At 60.6% G+C, this 20,221-nt stretch carries 21 protein-coding genes; 9 read left to right on the top strand and 12 right to left on the bottom strand.

Going from position 1 to position 20,221, the window contains the following annotated elements:
- Positions 1–31: 31 nt before the first annotated feature.
- The 5 genes from ACSQ26_RS00495 to ACSQ26_RS00475 all read right to left on the bottom strand — a co-directional run bounded on the left by ACSQ26_RS00495 (position 32) and on the right by ACSQ26_RS00475 (position 3,716).
- Complete coding sequence (locus ACSQ26_RS00495) at positions 32–856, bottom strand: TIGR00282 family metallophosphoesterase (RefSeq protein ID WP_436005232.1); 825 nt, start codon at positions 854–856, stop codon at positions 32–34.
- The gene (locus ACSQ26_RS00490) at positions 853–1,440 is read right to left on the bottom strand and encodes a 5-formyltetrahydrofolate cyclo-ligase (RefSeq protein ID WP_436005230.1); all 588 of its coding nucleotides are present in this window, start codon (positions 1,438–1,440) and stop codon (positions 853–855) included. The genes ACSQ26_RS00495 and ACSQ26_RS00490 overlap by 4 nt, the downstream gene beginning before the upstream one ends.
- An 88-nt stretch (positions 1,441–1,528) precedes the next feature.
- The gene (locus tag ACSQ26_RS00485; protein ID WP_436005228.1) at positions 1,529–2,221 is read right to left on the bottom strand and encodes a DUF1345 domain-containing protein; all 693 of its coding nucleotides are present in this window, start codon (positions 2,219–2,221) and stop codon (positions 1,529–1,531) included.
- 11 nt (positions 2,222–2,232) lie between these two features.
- A complete protein-coding gene (locus ACSQ26_RS00480) occupies positions 2,233–2,424 on the bottom strand; it encodes a DUF1192 domain-containing protein (RefSeq protein WP_436005226.1) in 192 nt (63 codons plus the stop codon).
- Complete coding sequence (locus tag ACSQ26_RS00475) at positions 2,421–3,716, bottom strand: MFS transporter (protein WP_436005224.1); 1,296 nt, start codon at positions 3,714–3,716, stop codon at positions 2,421–2,423. The genes ACSQ26_RS00480 and ACSQ26_RS00475 overlap by 4 nt, the downstream gene beginning before the upstream one ends.
- Before the next feature lie 229 nt (positions 3,717–3,945).
- Between ACSQ26_RS00475 and ACSQ26_RS00470 the strand changes: the two genes are divergently transcribed.
- Positions 3,946–4,101, top strand: a complete 156-nt coding sequence (locus ACSQ26_RS00470) for a hypothetical protein (protein ID WP_436005222.1) — start codon at positions 3,946–3,948, stop codon at positions 4,099–4,101.
- 3 nt (positions 4,102–4,104) lie between these two features.
- Here ACSQ26_RS00470 and ACSQ26_RS00465 read toward each other — a convergent pair whose 3' ends face one another.
- Both ACSQ26_RS00465 and ACSQ26_RS00460 read right to left on the bottom strand, forming a co-directional pair.
- Entirely contained in the window at positions 4,105–5,136 is a 1,032-nt protein-coding gene (locus ACSQ26_RS00465; protein WP_436005220.1) for a peptidoglycan -binding protein, read from the bottom strand.
- Position 5,137: 1 nt separating this feature from the next.
- Positions 5,138–6,169, bottom strand: coding sequence for a flagellar motor protein MotA (locus ACSQ26_RS00460; RefSeq protein ID WP_436005218.1), 1,032 nt, complete (start codon positions 6,167–6,169; stop codon positions 5,138–5,140).
- 535 nt (positions 6,170–6,704) lie between these two features.
- Here ACSQ26_RS00460 and rcdA point away from each other — a divergent pair.
- The 4 genes from rcdA to ACSQ26_RS00440 all read left to right on the top strand — a co-directional run bounded on the left by rcdA (position 6,705) and on the right by ACSQ26_RS00440 (position 9,320).
- A complete protein-coding gene (gene rcdA, locus ACSQ26_RS00455; protein WP_258158394.1) occupies positions 6,705–7,223 on the top strand; it encodes a protease adaptor protein RcdA in 519 nt (172 codons plus the stop codon).
- 216 nt (positions 7,224–7,439) lie between these two features.
- Positions 7,440–7,565, top strand: a complete 126-nt coding sequence (gene ykgO, locus ACSQ26_RS00450; RefSeq protein ID WP_258158395.1) for a type B 50S ribosomal protein L36 — start codon at positions 7,440–7,442, stop codon at positions 7,563–7,565.
- 57 nt (positions 7,566–7,622) lie between these two features.
- A complete protein-coding gene (locus ACSQ26_RS00445) occupies positions 7,623–8,246 on the top strand; it encodes a hypothetical protein (protein ID WP_436005215.1) in 624 nt (207 codons plus the stop codon).
- 57 nt (positions 8,247–8,303) lie between these two features.
- Entirely contained in the window at positions 8,304–9,320 is a 1,017-nt protein-coding gene (locus tag ACSQ26_RS00440; RefSeq protein ID WP_436005213.1) for an alpha/beta fold hydrolase, read from the top strand.
- Between the two features lie 37 nt (positions 9,321–9,357).
- On the opposite strand, the gene pyk is transcribed toward ACSQ26_RS00440, so the two are convergent.
- Positions 9,358–10,797: a pyruvate kinase gene (gene pyk, locus ACSQ26_RS00435; protein ID WP_436005211.1), complete on the bottom strand. Its 1,440-nt coding sequence runs from the start codon at positions 10,795–10,797 to the stop codon at positions 9,358–9,360.
- Complete coding sequence (locus ACSQ26_RS00430) at positions 10,797–11,204, bottom strand: DUF1036 domain-containing protein (protein WP_436015032.1); 408 nt, start codon at positions 11,202–11,204, stop codon at positions 10,797–10,799. Before ACSQ26_RS00430 ends, pyk begins: the two co-directional genes overlap by 1 nt.
- Positions 11,205–11,607: 403 nt before the next feature.
- Here ACSQ26_RS00430 and ACSQ26_RS00425 point away from each other — a divergent pair, with 403 nt between their 5' ends.
- From ACSQ26_RS00425 to ACSQ26_RS00415, 3 genes are all read left to right on the top strand, one after another.
- Complete coding sequence (locus ACSQ26_RS00425) at positions 11,608–12,402, top strand: N-formylglutamate amidohydrolase (protein ID WP_436005209.1); 795 nt, start codon at positions 11,608–11,610, stop codon at positions 12,400–12,402.
- Between the two features lie 4 nt (positions 12,403–12,406).
- On the top strand, positions 12,407–12,712 hold the full coding sequence (locus tag ACSQ26_RS00420) for a DUF1244 domain-containing protein (protein ID WP_436015030.1): 306 nt from the start codon (positions 12,407–12,409) through the stop codon (positions 12,710–12,712).
- A gap of 95 nt (positions 12,713–12,807) precedes the next feature.
- Entirely contained in the window at positions 12,808–13,071 is a 264-nt protein-coding gene (locus ACSQ26_RS00415; protein ID WP_025557135.1) for a GapR family DNA-binding domain-containing protein, read from the top strand.
- A gap of 60 nt (positions 13,072–13,131) precedes the next feature.
- On the opposite strand, the gene ACSQ26_RS00410 is transcribed toward ACSQ26_RS00415, so the two are convergent.
- The 3 genes from ACSQ26_RS00410 to ACSQ26_RS00400 form a co-directional block, all read right to left on the bottom strand.
- Positions 13,132–14,178: a dipeptidase gene (locus tag ACSQ26_RS00410; protein ID WP_436005207.1), complete on the bottom strand. Its 1,047-nt coding sequence runs from the start codon at positions 14,176–14,178 to the stop codon at positions 13,132–13,134.
- 90 nt (positions 14,179–14,268) lie between these two features.
- Positions 14,269–16,095, bottom strand: a complete 1,827-nt coding sequence (locus ACSQ26_RS00405; protein WP_436005205.1) for a DUF882 domain-containing protein — start codon at positions 16,093–16,095, stop codon at positions 14,269–14,271.
- 483 nt (positions 16,096–16,578) lie between these two features.
- The gene (locus ACSQ26_RS00400; RefSeq protein ID WP_436005203.1) at positions 16,579–18,147 is read right to left on the bottom strand and encodes a sigma-54-dependent transcriptional regulator; all 1,569 of its coding nucleotides are present in this window, start codon (positions 18,145–18,147) and stop codon (positions 16,579–16,581) included.
- A 199-nt stretch (positions 18,148–18,346) separates the two neighbouring features.
- On the opposite strand from ACSQ26_RS00400, the gene ACSQ26_RS00395 reads away from it, so the two are divergent.
- A complete protein-coding gene (locus ACSQ26_RS00395) occupies positions 18,347–20,194 on the top strand; it encodes a M3 family oligoendopeptidase (RefSeq protein WP_436005201.1) in 1,848 nt (615 codons plus the stop codon).
- Positions 20,195–20,221 lie beyond the last annotated feature (27 nt).

Below are 20,221 nucleotides of genomic sequence, written 5' to 3'. Positions count from 1 at the left end.
ATGGCGTTATCCAATAGGCTTTACGGCCGTACTAGGACCAGAAGTCCGGCACGGTCTCCTTGAGGCGCGGGCCAAGCCGGAGCGGTGCGATATTCTCCGCGAGCCCCGTGCGATCGGAAATATCCACGCCGACGCCACAGATCGTCGCTGGACCGGATGCCGCCTCGAAGCGGCCGCGCGGCACCTTGGAGAGGAACCGGTTGAGCGGCTCCTCCTTCTCCATGCCGAGCGAGGAATCATAGTCGCCGCACATGCCCGCGTCCGAGAGATAGGCCGTCCCGCCATTCAGGATCTGGTGGTCGGCGGTGGGCACATGGGTGTGGGTTCCGACGACGAAGCTTGCGCGGCCATCGACGAAATGCCCGAAGCACTGCTTTTCGCTCGTCGCCTCGGCGTGAAAATCGAAGACGACGGCATCGGCCTGCTCGCCGAGCGGACAAGCCGCAAGAATGTTCTCGGCCGCCTTGAACGGATCGTCGAGATCGGGGCTCATGAACACCCGCCCCATGATATTGGCAACGAGGACCCGCGCGCCGTTCCGCGCCATGAAGACGCCCGCCCCCTTGCCCGGCGTGCCGGCGGGATAATTGGCCGGCCGCAGGAACTGGTCGTGGCGGTCGGCGAAGATCAGCGCCTCGCGCTGGTCCCAGACATGGTTGCCCGTGGTCATCACGTCGGCACCCGCGCCGATCGTCGAATTAAGAATGTCCTCTGTGATGCCGAAGCCGCCCGCCGCATTCTCGCCATTGACGATGACAAAATCGAGCCTGAAGTCCGATATCAGGCCGGGCAGCCGATCAAACACCGCCTGCCGTCCGGTCCGCCCCACCATGTCTCCGAGAAAGAGCAGCCTCATGCCAGTTCCTTCCCGAAGACCTTGAAACCGCTTTCGGTCAGGATCGCATCGAGCGCGACGTCGTGATCCTCAGCCGGGATCACCTCGATCTCCTGGCAATCGAAGGCGACGCCGATCAGCCGAGGCTGACGGCCCATGTCGTGGAGACGCGAAATCGCCCGGTCGTAGAAACCCGCGCCATAGCCGATACGGTGCCCGATACGATCGAAGGCCGACATCGGAACAAGCATGATCTCGGGATCGACGACCCTGGCATCCGGCCCCGGACCGAACGTGCCGAAACCGGTGCTGACAAGCGGAACGCCGGCAACCAGTTCGCGAAAGACGATCGTTTGCTTGTCGACGACGACAGGCACCGAGAGGCTCGCGCCCTTGTCCTTCAGCCGCTGCATGAGCGGCCGGACATCGACTTCCGACTTGATCGGAAAAAAGCCGGAGACTTCCGTGCCGGGCACGAAGTCGATCGCGGCGCCGCCCGCTTCCGCCATGACAAGGCTTTTTTCTATGCGGCTTTCGCTGGGAATGGCATCGCGTGCGGCAAGTCTTTGCGCACGCAGCTGCGCCTTGAGCGCCCTGGAAATCATTCGTCTTCTTTCTCAGTCTTTATGAGCAACCCTATTAGGCCGAATTCCCTGCCCGGGCAATCCGGCGCATGCTGCGCATGTCTCTCGCTCATTTCTGAAGCAGGCTTGCCGCGATGTTGATCGTCAGCGCCAGAATAATGGTGTTGAAGAAATAGGAAATGATCGAATGGACTAGGACCAGCACGCGCATGGCGCGGGATTCGATCGCGATATCGGCCGTCTGGTTGGCCACGCCGATGGTGAAGGTGAAGTAGAGAAAATCCAGATAGTCGGGCTCCTTCGTGCCCGGAAACTTCAACCCCTGGCTCTCCTGGATGTCGGCCGTATTTCGATCCCGGTCGACGTAGAATTCGTGAGCATAATGTTCCGTGAAGATGACGTGGATGAAGCTCCACGCCGTCAGGATCGTTAGGCCGGACAGGCCGATATAGAGGACGGCGTCAGCACCCGGATGATTGCGGAGATTTATGAGTTCGAAGACAATCGCGGCCAGGCTCGCGGTCGCGGCAACAAAGGCCATGGTGAGGACGGTATAGTGCCCCTCATCCAATTCTTGTGCATGCTTGCGCATGGATTCGCCCGTGGCTCGGCGCATGGCAATTCCCGCGAGCACCAGGAAAAGCACAACTGCCGCGTTCCACGCGATGAGCGAGCGTGTCGCGATGTCGAAGCCACTGACAGGGACCAGCCAATAGACCACGATCCCGAAAACGATCGCGGCCACCAGCTTGGGGCGGCCCATGAAATGTCGAAATGGTCCCAGGGCACGCGTGGCCTTCATGTCGAGCCCCGCTATTTCTTGAAGAGACTCTCCGCGACATTGCGGCTGGAGGATTTGGCAGCGATCTCGGCATCCAGCCGCGCGATCTCGGCCTGCAGGATCGCTATCCGCGACTTGAGTTCGTCGACGGACAGCAATGAGATATCGGAGCCGATCTCGTGGCCCGGCTTCTTGATCGGCTTGTCTTCGTCGAACAGGCTCATGCCGGTTCCGCTCCTTTATCGCTGCGCGGAAGGTTAGCGGCATCCTCGCTTTCCGGCAAGGGTTGCGCGCGCGGGCTGAGCGAAAGGCTTTCGGGCGTCACCGTCGTCCCCGAGGAAACCGACTGGTAGCTGTCACGCTCGCCGACCGGAACCGGTGCCCGCATCCGCGAGCGCAGCAGTGCGTAGACGACGATCAGGAAATGGGAAACCGCCGTGACCGCGAACAGCGCATAGGGCCCCATATACTGCATGACCGGACCGCCGACCGAGGGTCCGATCACCGTGCCGATGCCGTAGAGCAGCAGCAACCCGCCGGAGATCGCCACAAAGTCCGATGACTTGGCAAAGTCGTTGGCATGCGCCACCGCGATCGGATAGAGCGCATAGGCCGTAGCGCCATAGACGCCGATCAGGATCAGCAGGGTCGTCACGTTTTCGGGCCGCACGACGAAAAGCTGGAAGCCTGCGAGAAACGAGACGCCGGACAGGATCGCAAGCACGTAACGCCGGTCCATCCGGTCGGACATCCGGCCCGCCGGGATCTGCATCGCCGCACCGGCGAAGATCGTGATCGTCATCATGATAGCGATGTCGCCGGGAGAAAGACCCGCCTTCGCACCGAACACGGCGCCCAGCGTACCCCACGCACCGTTGGCGATGCCCACCAAGAGGATGCCGACAAACGACACCGGCGAGTTCCGGTACAGCGCAACCAGATCGAGCTTCAGCTCGTTGAGCGGCTTGGGCGTCTGCGCGTTGGAAACAAGCGTCGGCAGCATCGCGAAGCAATAGAATATGCCCGCCAGCAGGAACAGCGTCTGGCCATTGATATCCGCGCCCGCAACGGCCATCTGGCCACCCACGACGCCGATCAGCGTGATCGAGATGTAGAACGAGAAGATCATGCCCCGGCTCTCGTTCGTCGCCCGCTCGTTGAGCCAGCTCTCGATGATCATCACGGTCGCCGCCGACGAAAAACCGGTGACGGCGCGCGAAAATATCCAGACATTTTCATCGACCACGATGCCGGTGGTCAGTGCCGTGATCGCGATGATCGAGATGAAACCCGAAAAGGCGCGGACATGGCCGACCCGCTTGACCAGCCGCCGCGCAAAGATGCAGCCGAGCACGAAGCCCGCCGCCCAGGATGTGCCGAAGAAGCCGAGTACGGTTTCCGAATAGCCCTCATTGGCCCCACGCATGGGCATCAGCAGACTGTGCAGACCGTTGCCGAGAAACAGGAATAGGGTTCCGATCAGGAGTGCCAAAACGGAAAACAGATTCTGTCTCATGCGGCATAACTCTTCGTGCTTCAGGTTGTCTCGAACTGATTCCGAATGGCGCGTGGCGTAAAACCAACCCGGCCACCTTCACAGCTATTATGCATTGGCGGAGCGACCCGATTCGTGCGACTTAAATCTACGTGACACGGCCGCACACTCCAAATAGAGGGAAGGCTCGACGGCTTCGCCACCAAAGGCGCCGATAATATGGCATATACCCACTAAGGACCGGAGAAAATTGACAAAAATCGTCCCGCTCCTCGGTATCTTCCTGATGCTTCTCCACCTTATCTGGCCGTTCAACGTACCGGGCCTGCGCCAGCGCCGCGACTTCTGGAAGATCGCCGTCGTCATGGGCATCGCGATCGTCTTCACCGCATTGCTGCGCGAGTAGACGTTACTTCTCGGTCAGTTTCAGTTCGATGCGGCGGTTCTGGTTGCGCGCCTCGTCGCTGTCGCCTTCCGCGATCGGCTGATATTGGCCGAAACCCGCCGCCACCAGCCGGTCAGCCGGCACGCCCCGCAAGATCAGGAATTTCACCACCGAGGTCGCGCGCGCCGATGAGAGCTCCCAGTTGTCGGCATATTTGCCGGTGCCGGAGAGCGGCACGTTGTCGGTATGGCCATCGACGCGCAGCACCCAGTTGATTTCGGCCGGGATTTCCTTGGCAAGATCGAGCAGCGCCTGGGCGAGCTTGGACATCTCCGCCTTGCCGGCATCGTTGAGCTCGTTGCCGCCCGACGGGAACAGCACCTCGGATTGGAACACGAAGCGGTCGCCGACGATGCGGATATTTTCGCGATCGGAGAGGATCTCACGCAACCGCCCGAAGAAGTCGGACCGGTAGCGGTTGAGCTCCTGGACGCGCTGGGCGAGCGCCACATTGAGCCGGCGGCCGAGATCGGCGATCTTGGTCTGGGACGACTTGTCCCTGGACTCGGACGCCTGGAGCGCCTGTTCGACGGCGGCGATCTGCGCCCTGAGCGCCGCGATCTGCTGGTTGAGCAGTTCGACTTGGCTCAAGGCCTGCTGGCTGACGTCCTTCTGCTGGGACAGTTCCTCTTTCAGCGTGCCGATGCGGGCATTGGCGGCATTCGAATCGCCGCTTCCCTGCTCGAGGATCTTCTGCAGCCGCGACCGCTCGGTCTCCGCCGACATGAGTTGCGACTGGAGATTGGCGAAGGAATCCTCGAGATCCTGCTTGCCGCCCTTCTCGAGCGCCAGGAGTTCGGTCAGTTCGTTGATTTGGTTGTTGAGCCGTTCCAGCACTTCATCGCGGCCGGAGATTTCCCGGCTCAGGATGAACTGCCCAAGCACGAACACGGTGAGCAGGAACATGATGGCGAGCAGAATCGTCGACAGCGCATCGACGAAACCCGGCCAGTAATCGACGGTGCGCTCACGGCCGCCCTTGCGACGCAAGGCCATGCTACTTGCCCCCGATCTTGTCGGTCAGTTGGTCGAGCGTGCGCCTCAGTGCCTTGGATTCCTCCTGCTGCGCCTCAATCCAGTCGCGCAACATCTGTTGCTCCGTCCGCATGTTGCGCACCAGACCCTGGATGCCCTCGGCGAGCGAGGCCATGGCGGCGGTCGAACGCTGCGTGCTGCCGCCTTCCTGGCTGATCTTCACCAGCTGTTCGGAGAGCGACTTCAGCTCCTCGGTCGAACCCGTGCCGGCACCTTCGACAAGCGCCGGCGCGAAGTCGTGGCTGACATCGGTCACCGACGACAGCCAGTTTTCCAGTTCGTTATAGAAGCGATTCTGGGCGCGACCCGCCTGAAGGTCGAGGAAACCCAGCACCAACGAGCCCGAAAGGCCGAAGAGCGATGACGAAAACGCCGTGCCCATGCCGGTGAGGGGCGCCGACAGGCTTTGCTTGAGGGTGTTGAGAATATCTGCCGTCTGGCCGGAGCCGGGATCGAGCCCCTGGATGACGGTGTTGATCGATCCGATCGTGCCGAGCAGACCCCAGAAGGTTCCGAGCAGACCGAGGAAGATCAGAAGCCCTGTGAGGTAGCGTGTGGTATCCCTGGTCTCATCCAGCCGGCTTGCGATCGAATCGAGAATAGACCGCAGCGCCGCCGGCGACAGCGCGCCCCTCTGGCTCGTCGACATCAGTGCCCGCATCGGCCCGAGCATGACAGGTTCGCGGCCCGCCTTTTCAGCACTGCCTGCCGCACGAAACGAATTGAACCAGCGCACTTCGGGCCTGAGCGCCAACACATGGTTGAAAGCGAGCAGGATGCCGATGCCCAGGACGCCGAGAATCAGGCCATTGAGGCCGGGATTGGCGATGAAAGCCTCGCGGCCCTGCCTGAACAGGATAGCGGCTGCAAAGCCGACAAGTATGAGGAAGATAACCATGGTCCAGAAGTAGGACATCGGGCTTGAAAGTCTTCGTCCATAGGACGTCGGTTCGCCACCCTCTTCATCCCGATCGAAAAACCCTGCTCCTGCCATGCGCTCTTTCCATCCGCCCAAATCGTGACGGGAGACTAGAGGAAGATTGCGCCGAATTGAAGAGGTGTCGCGACTGACGGGGTACCGTCCTGCGCAACAATCCGAACAGCGCGCCCAATGTAAACCACGTGACAATGAGAGGCTGACGCAAGAATGATGCAGAGGAAACGAAGGATATCCGGCCTTTCAAACGCCGTGGTTGCGACTTATTCTTCGGGCGCGGGCCGGTCGTTAACCATTCGTTAACCTTTCCATGTTATTACTGATCACATCCAGAGCTTCTGGACTCAGACAATTTCCTTCATCGGGTAGCGTCTGATTTTTCTCGCTGTTTTACCTTGAGAGCCGCTTTCCGCGGCTCTTTTTTTGTTGGCGGGAAAGTGGAGCAATTTCATGGCATTTAAGTTTAGTTGTGGAGATTAACCGTTCCTTAAGAATCGGCTTGCGCAAACGTCCAAGTGGTAGCATTCTCGGCCTCGTTCTATCGGAGCTTCTCGCTGCTTTCCACTGTGATGCGTATTTGGGAATGAAATGAATGTCTGAGACCGGGGCCAACACAATCAGTTTTGCCGGACACGCGGCGTCGTCCGCACAGTTCAAGGCACTCTATTCCGAAGGGATGACGCTGGTCGAAGAGACCGCCAGCTATCTCGACGGACCCGGTCGCCTTGCGTCCAAGGCCCTGCCGCGCATGGCATCGGTACTCTACGCCGCAGAATCCATGCGTCTGACGACCCGCCTCATGCAGGTTGCCTCCTGGCTGCTGCTGCAGCGTGCCATCAACAATGGCGAGATGACCCGCGACCAGGTCGTCAACGAGAAGAAGAAGGTTCGCCTCGATACGTTCAATGTCGACCGCACCGCTCCGGGCTGGAACGACCTGCCGGGCGACTTCCGCGATCTCGTCGAAAAGTCGATACGCCTGCAGAACCGGGTCGCTGTGCTCGATCGGGAAATCTATCGCCCCGGCGAGCAGGTCGTGCCGGCTGCCAACAACCAGAATTCGGTTCAGGCGCAGCTTTCACTTCTGAAGACTGCCTTCGGCGGGCACTGAACAATTCAAGCCAACGCAAACGACAAGCCGGCGCCGTCAGGCTTTTTCATGTGTAAATCAGGCCGGATGGCCTAGAAATTCGAGCCCTTGAAGGTTGACATCGCCTCCTTCAAACGGTACATGCCTCACCAAATTCGGGCGCGCACCTTAAAGAAGTGGCGCGCCTTTGATTGTCAATGAAGCAGGATCAACCTGCTAACCTCGCGGATCAGAACAATGAAGATCAAGAACTCGCTGAAAGCGCTCAAGGCACGTCATCGTGAAAACCAGCTGGTCCGCCGCAAGGGCCGGGTTTACATCATCAACAAGCTGAACCCGCGCTACAAGGCCCGCCAGGGCTGAACGGCCGCCGGCTGCTCACGACATTTTGCCTTTGAATATTCACGATGGCGGGCTAGCATGCCCGCCATGCGCTTTATTACGTCCACGATTTCGATTCTCCTCCTCGCGGCCGCACTCGGGCCTGCACACGCACAGGACAGTGCCAAGAGCAGCAAGCCCGCCACCGTCAAGGAACAGCTTCCCGGCCCGCTCGCCACGGAAGCTGAGCGCCTCGACAGCCTTTTCGACCGGCTGAAGAAAGAACGCAGCACCGAACTGGCGCTCGGTATCGCCAACGAGATCCGCGAAGTCTTCACATTTTCGGGCAGCGCCACGGTCGATCTCCTGATGCAGAACGCGTCACGCGCGGTCAACGACAAGCGTTACGGCGCGGCGCTCGATTTTCTCGATCAGGTCACTCTGCTCGCCCCGGATTACGCCGAGGGCTGGAATAGGCGCGCCACCATCCACTATCTGCTCGGCAATTATCCCAAGGCGATGTCGGACAGCGCCCGTGTTCTGGCACTGGAACCGCGCCACATCGGCGCCCTTGCCGGCATTGCAGGCATCCTGCAGGAAACCGGCCATGACCGGCAGGCGCTCGAGGCATGGGAGGCCTACCTCGCCTATTATCCCTCGGACCGGGAAGCGCAGCAGCAGCTAATCGAACTGACGAACAAGCTGGCCGGCCAGAAGACCTGAACCGGAATGCAATCGGCTTCGTATCAGTTCTGATTCTCAACCGGCCTATTCTCATTCATGTATTTTGCATTCAAGCTTGTCTTCATCCTTTTTGCCATTCTCCTCGGCATGCTCTTCCTGGCGTTCCTGTTCACCCAGTGGCAGGCGCGGCAGATCAGTGAGCGCTATCCCAACACAGGTGAATTGATAGATGTCGGCGGGCTCAGGCTCAACAGCGTCCATGTGCCGCGACCGGAAGGCGCGGATCTGCCGCCGCTCGTCTTCATCCATGGCGCCAGCGGCAACCTGCGCGATCCGATGATGGCATTCCTCGAACCGCTCAAGGGGCGCGCCGAGATGCTGTTCATCGATCGGCCCGGGCACGGCTATTCCGACCGCGGCGGCGACCAGAACCTGACGCCCGATGGACAGGCCGACGCAATCGCCAAGCTTATCGAGAAGCGCGGCATCCGTCGTGCAATCATCATCGGCCATTCCTTCGGCGGCGCGACCGCGGCGAGCTTGGCGCTCCGCCACAAGAGCATGGTCCAGGGCCTCGTCTTCCTGTCACCCGCGACACATCCCTGGCCGGGCGGCATCGACTGGTATTATGACCTCGCGAACATTCCCTATCTCGGCCCGATCTTCTGCAACACGCTGAGCCTGCCCGCCGGCCTGATGCAGCTCGATGCCGGCGTGGAGCACGTCTTCCAGCCCAATCCGGTACCGGAGGGATACTCGGAGCGCGCCGCAATCCCTCTCGTCCTGCGGCCGCAAAATTTCTGCAGCAATGCGCGGGACGTCGCCAACCTGCTGGTCTACGTGCGCAGGACGCAGCCCCGTTACAAGGAGATCACCGCGCCCACGGTGATCGTCACCGGCGACAGCGACGACATCGTCTACGAGGAACTGCATTCGCTGGGATTGAACCGGGACATCGCCAGCTCCGAACTGGTCTGGGTCAAGGGTCTCGGCCACAAGCCGGACTATGTCGCCACCGATCTGGTGATCGCAGCAATTGAAAAGGTCGCAGGATTGCCCCGCGACCTGCAGAAGATTGCTCGTGATGTCGAACGGCGCATCGCGCCGAGGTAGACGCGACGGTCGATATTCAGTTGATGCTGAATAGAACTTAGACGCCGCTTTGTCCGTCCGAGGCGATATACGCAATGCGCAGCATGTTGGTGGCGCCTGGCGTGCCAAGGGGGACGCCGGCCGTAATAATGACGCGATCGCCCGGCGTACCAAAGCCTTCGTGGTGCACGATACGGCAGGCGCGGTTGACCATGTCGTCGAGGTCACTCGCATCCTCCGTCACCACGCAATGCAGGCCCCACACGACCGAGAGCCGGCGCGCGGTCTCGATGATCGGCGACAGCGCCAGCACCGGCACTTCCGGCCGCTCGCGCGCGGCACGCAGGCCGGTATTGCCCGAGCCCGTGTAACAGACGATCGCCGCAAGCTTCAGCGTCTCGGCGATCTCGCGCGCGGCGAGCGAAATGGCGTCCGCTCCGGTCGGCTCCGGCTTCGGGCGCTGGGCGTGGATGATGTTGGAATAATACGGATCCTGCTCGACCGTGCTGGCGATCGACGCCATCGTGGTCACCGCCTCCACCGGATACTGGCCTGACGCGGATTCGGCCGACAGCATGATCGCGTCCGCACCTTCGAAGACGGCGGTCGCGACGTCGGAGACTTCGGCGCGGGTCGGCACGGCGGCGGAGATCATCGATTCCAGCATCTGCGTGGCGACGACCACCGGCTTGCCAACGCGACGGCAGGCACGGGTCAACTGCTTCTGGATGCCGGGCACCGCTTCGAGCGGCATCTCGACGCCGAGATCGCCGCGCGCCACCATCAGCGCATCCGACATCTCAATGATCTCATCGATCCGCTCCAGCGCCTGCGGCTTTTCGATCTTCGACATGATCCCAACCCGGCCGCGCGAGATCTTGCGCACCTCGGCCAGATCCTCAGGCCGCTGCACGAAGGACAGCGCGACCCAGTCGACACTGCCGGTGGCGAGCACGGCGTCGAGATCGACGCGGTCCTTCTCCGTCAAGGCGCCGATCGCAAGGATCGTATCCGGGAGCGAGACGCCCTTCTTGTCGGAGATCTTGTTGCCAGCAACGACTGTCGTCACGATGCTGGTGCCGTTGCATTCAACGGCCTTGAGATGCAGCTTGCCGTCATCGATCAGCAGGCGATCGCCCGGCTTGACGGCTTCGAGAATTTCGGGATGCGGAAGGTAGACTCTGGTGTCGTCACCAGGCTCGCTGCGGTTGTCGAGCGTGAAGGTCTGGCCCGCTTTCAGTTCGACGGATGTGTTGGCGAACTTGCCGACGCGAAGCTTCGGCCCCTGGAGGTCGGCCAGAATGCCGATCGGCCGGCCGGAGCGTGCCTCGACTGCACGGATCTTGCCGATCAGCTCGCGCATCATGTCGTGGCTCGAATGGCTCATGTTGATCCGGAAAAGATCCGCGCCTGCCTTATGCAGCTTCTCGATCATCGCTTCTTCGTTCGAAGCCGGGCCGAGCGTGGCGAGGATTTTGACTTTTCTGTTCCGCTTCATCAATTCTGGCTTTCATTTGTAGTCGGCGTATCCGTCAGCTGAACCATCCAGCTTCCCTGACGCCCCGTGTCATATTCCTTGAAGCCGAATTGCTGGTACCCGCGGGCATAGCAATCTTGCACTCCGGTTATCTTAAACTCGTTTTCTGCGACACACATATTAACGTTGCCGGTCCAGCGTCCCCCGCGGGCCGCATCCTCGGCATAAAGGTAGTAATATCGCGACTGCAATTGCCCCTCGATCAGCGTGTAGCAGGTCGTCGCCGGTATCTGCCACCAGCCCTCCGATATCCAGCCTTCCTTGGCGCGATAGCCGATCGCGACGCCCACGGCGTTCTGCGTGGCATTGCACACCCGGAACTCGGCCGATGCCGCGCCGGCGCTCAAAGCCATGCCTCCGGATGCCATTGCCAAAGCGAGCAATATCCTCCTGATCGAAAAGATGCTGTCTGTTTTCCCGAGGACACCGGCAAGGGCTTGTCCCCAGATCCTGCGTGCCGCGATCCGCGATGCTGCAACTGTGGGCATGATGGTCCAGGAGGCTCCCATGACGTGAGTGCTATTTGCGCTGCCAAAAACCGAAAGTCAACGCAAATTTAATCGATTATATTCAGCTTTTTCCGTTATTCGACACGGGTTTGGCCAACAATCGCAGTTCATTCCCGCACTGCGTTTACAAGTGTCCGGCAGCACGTCGAATCCATTCATATTGCGCCTTTTGCCAAGTCTCAATAACGCCTGCCTTGAAAGACACTGCTTCGCATGCAAAGACTTTAAAAAAATGTCAAAAAGTGTGCCCAGAGGGCAATCCATGCAAGATTCTCAGGCCTTCGAAGTGATCGAAGGCAATCTCGATCTCGGCCTCATCCTGCTGGCCGACCATGCGACCAACCATCTTCCCGCAAAGTACGGAACGCTGGGCCTCGGCCCCGAGGCGTTCACGCGGCACATCGCCTATGACATCGGCATCGAACCGCTGACCCGCGCGCTCGCGGCCAGGCTCGGCGCCCCGGCCGTCATGAGTTGCTTCTCGCGGCTCCTCATCGATCCCAACCGGGGCGAGGACGATCCGACCCTGATCATGAAGATTTCCGATGGCGCGATCGTCCCCGGCAACTATCCGATATCGCCGGAGGAATGGGACGCGCGACTGCACCACTATCACCGGCCGTACCATGGCGCCGTCACGGGCATGATCGCGGCCGTGGAGAACGCCACCGGCCGCGCGCCGCTGATCATGTCGCTGCATTCCTTCACGCCATTCTGGAAAGCCTATGCCAGGCCCTGGCATGCCGGCGTGCTGTGGGATAATGACCCACGTGCCGCACAGGCCCTGATCCATGCGCTCGCCGCCTTGCCCGGCATTGTGACCGGCGACAATGAACCCTATGACGGCGCACTGCGCGGCGACACGATGTACCGCCATTGCATGAAAAGGGGCATTCCGCATGCGTTGCTCGAAGTGCGGCAGGATCTCATCGCGGTCGAGCCGGGCGTCGCTGAATGGGCCGATCACCTGGCGCCGATCTTCGAGCGGTTGAATGCCGACCCGGCGCTGCATAGATATGAGGTCTATCCGTCGAGAACCGGCCCATATGAAGATTGAAGCGATGACCGACCTGACACCAGACCAGAAGACTGAATTCGAAGCCGCCGCTTTCCGCCGGCTCGTCACCCATCTTCGCGAGCGCGACGACGTGCAGAACATCGACCTGATGAACCTCGCCGGCTTCTGCCGCAACTGCCTGTCGAACTGGTATCTCGATGCGGCGACCGAGGCCGGAGCGGGCCTCACCAGGGACCAATCGCGCGAGATCGTCTACGGCATGCCCTATGACGAATGGAAGGCCAGGCATCAGGATGTGGCAAGCGATGCACAGAAGGCCGCATTCGAGATCAATCGTCCCAAAGAGTAGGGCCAATCCGGCCGAATCCGCTTGACCTCGGCCGCCTTTCGCGGCACGTGAGCGCTCGAAATATTGTCACGGAATCATCAAAGGAGCGGGCATCAATGGCAGATGCACATGGCGTCGCACGCGACCAGTTGCGGTCTTTCATCGAACGGATCGAGCGGCTGGAAGAAGAAAAGAAAACCATCGCCGACGACATCAAGGACGTCTATGGCGAGGCCAAGTCGACCGGCTTCGACTCGAAGATCCTGAAGAAGGTGATCGCCATCCGCAAGCAGGATAAGGACGAGCGGATGGAACAGGAAGCCATCCTCGAGACCTACCTGGCGGCGCTCGGCATGATCGAAGGCCCGCCGGAGGAATAATCGCTTCGACTGGATAGTTTCAAAAGCCGCCGGATGGAAACACCGGCGGCTTTTTGTTGGTCATTTCCAGGTCCGGCACAGCACGTCGATCCAGTTGCCATGGCAGAGCTTGGTCATCAGCGCCGCGCCATAGCCGGCATCCAGCATCGCCTGGCGTAGTTTGGGCAGGCCTGCCACATCCTTGATCTCGCGCGAGACCATCGCCCCGTCGAAATCGGAGCCGAAGCCGACGCCATTCTCGCCGAGCTTGCCTATGAGGTAATCGAAATGGCGCAGCATCACATCCAGCCCGAAGTCGGTTCGCATCTTTCCATCCGGGCGCAGAAAGGCAGCCGCGAAATTGACGCCGACCATGCCCTTGGATTCGGCGATCATGTCGAGCTGGCGATCGGTGAGATTGCGCGCATGCGCGCAGATCGCATGGGCATTACTGTGGGTCGCGATCAACGGCGCATCGGTGATCGCGGCAACGTCATCCATACCCTTCTCGTTGAGATGCGACAGGTCGATCGCAATGCCGAGCCTGTTGCATTCCCGGATCAGCCGCTTCCCGTCCTCGGTCAGCCCCGGCCCCGTGTCGCCCGTCGAGGGAAAGCGGAACGGTACCCCCTCCGCCCAGCGCGTCTTGCGGCTCCAGACCGGCCCCAGGCTTCTGAGGCCGAGCGCGTAGAGCACATTGAGCGCCCTGAATTCCGGATCGATGCTGTCGGCCCCTTCCAGATGCAGGACCGCGGCCATCGGCGGCTTGTCGAGCGCGGTTTCGATCTCCTCGGCCGTGCGGCAAATGATGACTGAGCCATCCCCAGCGAGTTCATGAAGAAGTGCCGCCTGCCCCACCGTCGAGCGCAGCGCCACATCGGGGTCCAGCAAACCCGATAGCGCCATGTCGTCCGTCATATTGTCGAGGCTGCTCGAAGCGCCCGGCGGATCGGGATTGAAGATGGCGAACATTCCGCCTCCGAAGCCGCCTTCGGTGGCACGAGGAAGATCTATGTGGTGCTTTCCTCCGCCATTGCGAACCTGTTCCACAGTCGTATGGCCGAGCAGCAGCCGCAGCAGAAGATCGTTGTGCCCGTCGAATACCAAAGGCGTTGTCGGCAAAGTCATTCCAATTATCCTCTTTGGCGGGGCGCAATCACAAAGCAAAAGCGCCGGATCGACGACCCGGCGCTTTTCATTCCACAAAACTTGAGACGCTTAGTTTTCGAACTTCTTGACCGGCATGAAGTTGACCGCGGTGCCGGAGAACCGGGCCGGATTGACTTCCGCCGTGCTGAGGCTGAAACCGTCGGCATAGACCGCAGTCGGCTGCTTGCGCATCGTGCGGCTGACGAAGCGCGGCGCCTTGACCGGCTTTGCAATCACTTCCGCGCGGCCCTTGGTCAGCGCCCACTGGGCGATCAGGTTCTGCGTCAGCTTCGGCTCGATACGGGTGCTGTCATTGGCATCCGCCTTCGCTTCTTCGCGGGTCAGGCGGCGGCCCTTGGTGGCGGCCTTCGGAGTCACGGCAGCCTCGTCTTCGGGAAGGCTGGCCGGAATCTCGAAACCACGCGTTACAGTGGTCTTCGGCATGTCGAGCGACGCCATTTCGGCAAGGTTGGCATCCGCATTGGTCTTGTCGGCGCCGTCCAGGCTATCGATCATGCCTGCAACTTCGTCTGAATCAGTCTGGTCATCGGCGTTGAGCTTCTCGCCGGTTTCACGAGCGAGTGCTGCAACTTCCTCGGCCTTCAGGTCAGGCGCCGGAGCGTTGAGGTCGTCGGCAGCCGCGGTGACCAGCTTCTGCCCATCTTCCGGACGGAACACCGGGACCGGCACGCCACCCAGCGCAGCCATGGTCGCACCGTCGAGAGTCTCCGCCGATGCGGTCAGCACCTCTTCGCCGTCGCCCGGACGCTTGCGCTCACCGAGAAGCTCGGGAACCGGAATCTTGTATTCCGCGAGATTGGAGAATTCAGACTTCTCGTCTTCCTTGCTCGCGTCTTCCTTGCTTGCGGTTTCCAGCGCCTCGATCTGCGGCGTCAGTGCCGCCTTCATCGCATCTTCGGCAGCATTCTTCTTGGTCGAGAGAAGCGCCGTCTGCAGCGTCTCGGTCTCTTCCTCGGCATAGGCCGGGCGGACACGGGGAACCGGTGCAGCAATCTTTTCGTCCTCGACCGAGGCCGTCAGGATTTCTTCCTTGGGCTCTTCCTTAACCTTCTTCGAAGGCTTTTCGGCGACTGCCTCCGGCGCATCGTTGAAATCGCCCTCATCCTCGTCGGCACGCGAGAAGAGTGCCGCAAGCAGGCTCTTGCCTGGCTTCGAATCTGAATCCGAATTCGTCGACGAGCCGCCCGCGACCAGAATGGAGCTGGAGCCGACACGACGCTTGTAATCCTTCAGAGCGGCGGTGTAACCGGGCATCTGGCCACCTTCCGCGGGCCGATGCAATGTCTTGCCATCGGGGAAGAGGCGCGAGAGTTCGCGGCGCGGCATGCGCGGCCAGGCACGAACGCCGCCGACATCCATGTGCACGAAGGGCGAACCTGATTTGGGATAGAAGCCGACACCGCCGACCTGGAACTTAACGCCGATTTCGCGCAGCTTGCTCAGGCGGACATCAGGAATATAGAAGTCCATCGCCTTGCCGAGCATGTGCTGGCTCTTTTCGGCGACGCCCGAGCGGCGCGAACGGCCCTTGAGCATGGCATTGGTGCCGGGCGAACGGTAGCCGCAGACAACGTGGATATAATCGCGCGAACCGGATTTCTGGTAGACTTCCCAGATCAGGTCGAGCAGACGGGGGTCCATCTTGGTCGGCTGATTCTTGCGCCAGTCGCGGAGAATGTAATTGATCTTCTTGAGACCCGACGCGTCGTATCGGCCGCCGCGTTTGAAGACGATCGTCTGCTTCTCGTTTGTATGAACGTTATACAGCTTCAAGGCGCGTGTCTGCGCCGAGGCCTCGGAGTTGGCCGCCAGCAGCCCGATGACGAGCAGCACAGCCGGAACAAGGGTCCTGAGAGTAGCCGCCGTCTTCCGCATAAAAGCAGAAATACCGCCCGCCCCTTTTGAAACCCGGTTCTTGGACTCTTCGTTATAAATCAACTCGATCCCCGTCCACTGGTCACCGCCCGTTGCCCTATTGAAAGCCAAATACGGTAAGACGATGGCAAATGCGTATAGTCACGTCAGATCCCAATTTATAGTCAACGAAGCACTAATAAGGGATAAACGCCAACCAGGATTTTAACCAAGGTCTCGCTTTAAGCCGATTTTCTCGCGGTTTTCCAGCGGTTTTTTAAGATTCGGTCAAATCAGGTTGCCGATTTTTATACGGTGTGACTTGTCCGTACCTGATTCTGCGGGGTTTCCGGCGACTCAAAAAAATTTCACCTGATGCACGTAAACCACAGAAAAATCGTATCGCCGTAAGCCAAAAAGCGGATTCAATTTTAGGAATCCATAAATAAAGCGGCCAGAGACAAGCCCTGGCCGCCGATCGATGCGCATGCGATTCGGAGAGAATCACACCCGTTCGAGTTCCCGCGTCTTCAACGGATCGTCCGGATCGATGCCATAGTCCTTGAGCTTGCGATAGAGCGTCGACCGGCCGATGCCGAGCCGCCGCGCCACTTCGCTCATCTGGCCGCGATAGAAGCGCAGCGCGAAACGGATGAGTTCTTCCTCGACGCCGGCGATGGTTCGTACCTCGCCATCATGGCCAAGTCCGGAAATCGTGCCCTCGCTCGGCGTATTGGCGGCTGACGGCTGGCGGAACTGGCGCTCCTCGCCGATGCCGGTGCCTGCGAAATCCGGATAGACCGGTGGCATGTGGTTCACCGCCATGCTCGGCACCTGTAGCACATCCCGGTTGCCCATGAAGATGCTCTCGCCGTCCTCGGTGATGTAGCCGGGGATCTGCGCCGCGATCTGCGGGAAGTCGCCGATGTCGAGATGCGGCTCCTCGGCCAGCACGACGGCGCGGAAGATTGAATTCTCTAGCTGGCGGATATTGCCCGGCCAATCGAAAGCCGTCAGCAGGGCCATGGCGGCTGGCGTGATATCGGGCACCCGCTCGAGCTTCTGGCCGCCGGCGAAGCGCTCGGCGAAGGTGCGCGCCAGGACGGGGATGTCTTCCTTGCGGCGGCGAAGTGCGGGAATGGTGATCGGGAAGACGTTGAGGCGATAATAGAGGTCCTCGCGGAACTCGCCGTTCTTCACCGCAGCGATCAGGTCCTTGTTGGTGGCGGAGATGAGCCGCACATCGACCTTCTGCGTGCGGCGCGCACCCACCGTCTCGATCTCGCCGTGCTGGATGGCGCGGAGCAGCTTGACCTGGACTTCGAGCGGCAGGTCGCCGATCTCGTCGAGGAACAACGTGCCGCCATCGGCCTCGGCAAATTTGCCGGCATGCTTTTCCGTGGCGCCGGTGAAGGCACCCTTTTCGTGGCCGAACAGGATGCTCTCGACGAGGTTGTTCGGGATGGCGCCGCAATTGACCGTGACGAAGGGCTTGTGGGCGCGGTCGCTGCCGGCCTGGATGGCGCGGGCCACCATTTCCTTGCCGACGCCGGACTCGCCTTCCAGCACCACCGGGATGTCGGATTGCGCGGCGCGGCGGGCGAGTTCCATCACCCGCGACATGGCCGGGCTGACGGCCACGATATCGTCGAAGCGGATCGCGCCACCTCTCGAACGGGATGGAGAGCGGACCGCGGCGGTACGATCGACCTTCAGCGCATTATTGATGGCGGTGCCGATACGTTCGGGCGAAACCGGCTTGACCACGAAGTCGAAGGCACCGGCGCGCATCGCCATGACGACGGTCTCGATACCGCCCTGGCCGGTCTGCACGATCACCGGAATATCCACGCCCTGGTCGTGCATCGCGTTAAGAAAGGCGATGCCGTTCATTTCGGGCATCATCAGGTCGAGAATGATGACGGAAACCTTGTCGCCGAGGCGCGCGAGCGCCTCCAGCCCCTGCTTGCCGTTTTCCGCCATATGCGCGGTGTGTCCAATGCGTTCCACCGCGTGGCGCAGAAGCCGGCGCTGGACCGGATCGTCGTCAATCAACAGGATGTGCGTGCTCATAGGATACCCCCTGAGTTTTTCGTTATGACCACACATTGATCCGGATGCTTTGACATCCCGTTTTGAGAAATACTCGCATTTTAGCGATATGCATGATTTCGTGACGGCGCTGTATCAAGACCAAAACGACGCGGCTGGAATGTTCACTTTGCGGAAGTGATGCTCTAAAGAGGGCGTGACTTTTTCCAGAGGCAGTTCCATGCACCCTTTCGTCTCCCCTCGCCCAAACCATGCAGCCACCGAGGCCACGCACACCGATGAAGCGCTCGGCAATCTGCCCGAGTGGAATCTCGGCGACCTCTACCCGTCGCGCGATGGTTCGGCCTTTCTCGGCGATCTCGAAAAGGCCAAGACCGATTCCGCCGCCTTCCAGGAAAAGTGGAAAGGCAAGCTCGATGCCGCCTGCGGCAAATCGGGAAGCGAAGGACTCGGCCAGGCTATCCGCGAATTCGAAGCGCTCGAGGACCTGATCGGCCGCATCGGCTCCTATGCCGGCCTCGTCTACTATTCCGACATGATGGACACGGCGAGCGGCAAGTTCTTCGCCGACACCAGTGCTGCCATCACCGACATGGCCGGCAACCTGCTGTTCTTCAGCCTCGAACTGAACCGGGTGGAAGACGCAACCCTCGAAACGGCGCTGTCGAACGATGCGATCGCCGGCCACTATCGCCCGTGGATCGAGGATCTGCGCAAGGAAAAGCCGTATCAGCTCGACGACAAGAGCGAGCAATTGTTCCTCGAAAAATCCCAGACGGGTGCCGCAGCCTGGAACCGACTGTTCAACGAGACGCTCGCCTCGCTTCGCTTCGAGATCGATGGCGAGGCGCTCGCGCTCGAAGCCGCGCTCAACAAGCTTCAGGAGCCCGATCCCGCCACCCGCGCCAAGGCAGCCGAAGCAATCAGCAAAGTCTTCAAGGACAATATCCGGATCTTCACGCTGATCACCAACACGCTCGCCAAGGACAAGGACATTTCCGACCGCTGGCGCGGTTTCAAGGATATCGCCGACAGCCGCCACCTCTCAAACCGCGTCGAAGGCGAAGTGGTCGATGCGCTGGCTGCAGCCGTGAAGGCCGCCTATCCCCGCCTCTCGCACCGCTATTACGCGATGAAGGCGAAATGGCTCGGCATGGACCAACTCAATTACTGGGACCGCAATGCGCCGCTGCCCGAAACGCCATCCCAGTTGGTGCCCTGGGACCAGGCAAAGGAGACCGTGCTCTCGGCCTATAATGAATTCGCGCCTGAGATGGCTGACATCACCCGCGATTTCTTCGACAAGAACTGGATCGACGCGCCCGCCAAGCCGGGCAAGGCGCCGGGCGCATTCGCACACCCCACAGTGCCGTCCGCGCACCCCTATGTCCTGGTGAATTATCTCGGCAAACCGCGCGATGTGATGACGCTCGCGCACGAACTCGGCCACGGCGTCCATCAGGTGCTGGCCGGCGCCCAAGGCGCGCTGATGTGCTCGACGCCGCTGACGCTGGCCGAAACCGCGTCGGTCTTCGGCGAGATGCTGACGTTTCGCGCGCTGCTTGCCAAGACCAGGGACAAGGCCGAGCGCAAGGCGATGCTCGCCCAGAAGGTCGAGGACATGATCAACACGGTCGTGCGCCAGATCGCCTTCTACGAATTCGAGCGCAAGCTGCACACCGCACGCAAGGATGGCGAACTGACCTCCGAGCAGATCGGCGAACTCTGGCTTTCGGTCCAGGCCGAGAGCCTTGGACCCGCGATCAAAATCTCCGAGGGCTATGAAGGCTGGTGGTCCTATATCCCCCACTTCATTCATTCGCCCTTCTATGTCTACGCCTATGCCTTCGGCGATTGCCTGGTGAATTCCCTCTACGCCGTCTACCAGAATGCTGCCGATGGCTTCCAGGAGAAGTATTTCGCGCTGCTCAAGGCAGGCGGCACCAAGCATTATGCCGAACTGCTCAAACCATTCGGCCTCGATGCCACCGATCCGTCGTTCTGGGACAAGGGCCTGTCGATGATCGAAGGGCTGATCGACGAGTTGGAAGCGCTTGATAAAGGCTGATAGGTTTTGACCCTGGCCTGAGCAAGA

The organism is Rhizobium sp. LjRoot254 (assembly GCF_964254105.1).
In the GTDB taxonomy this organism is placed as follows: Bacteria; Pseudomonadota; Alphaproteobacteria; order Rhizobiales; family Rhizobiaceae; genus Rhizobium_E.
The sequence above is the reverse complement of the archived record's forward strand: the minus strand, read 5'-3'. Positions and strand labels throughout refer to the sequence as shown.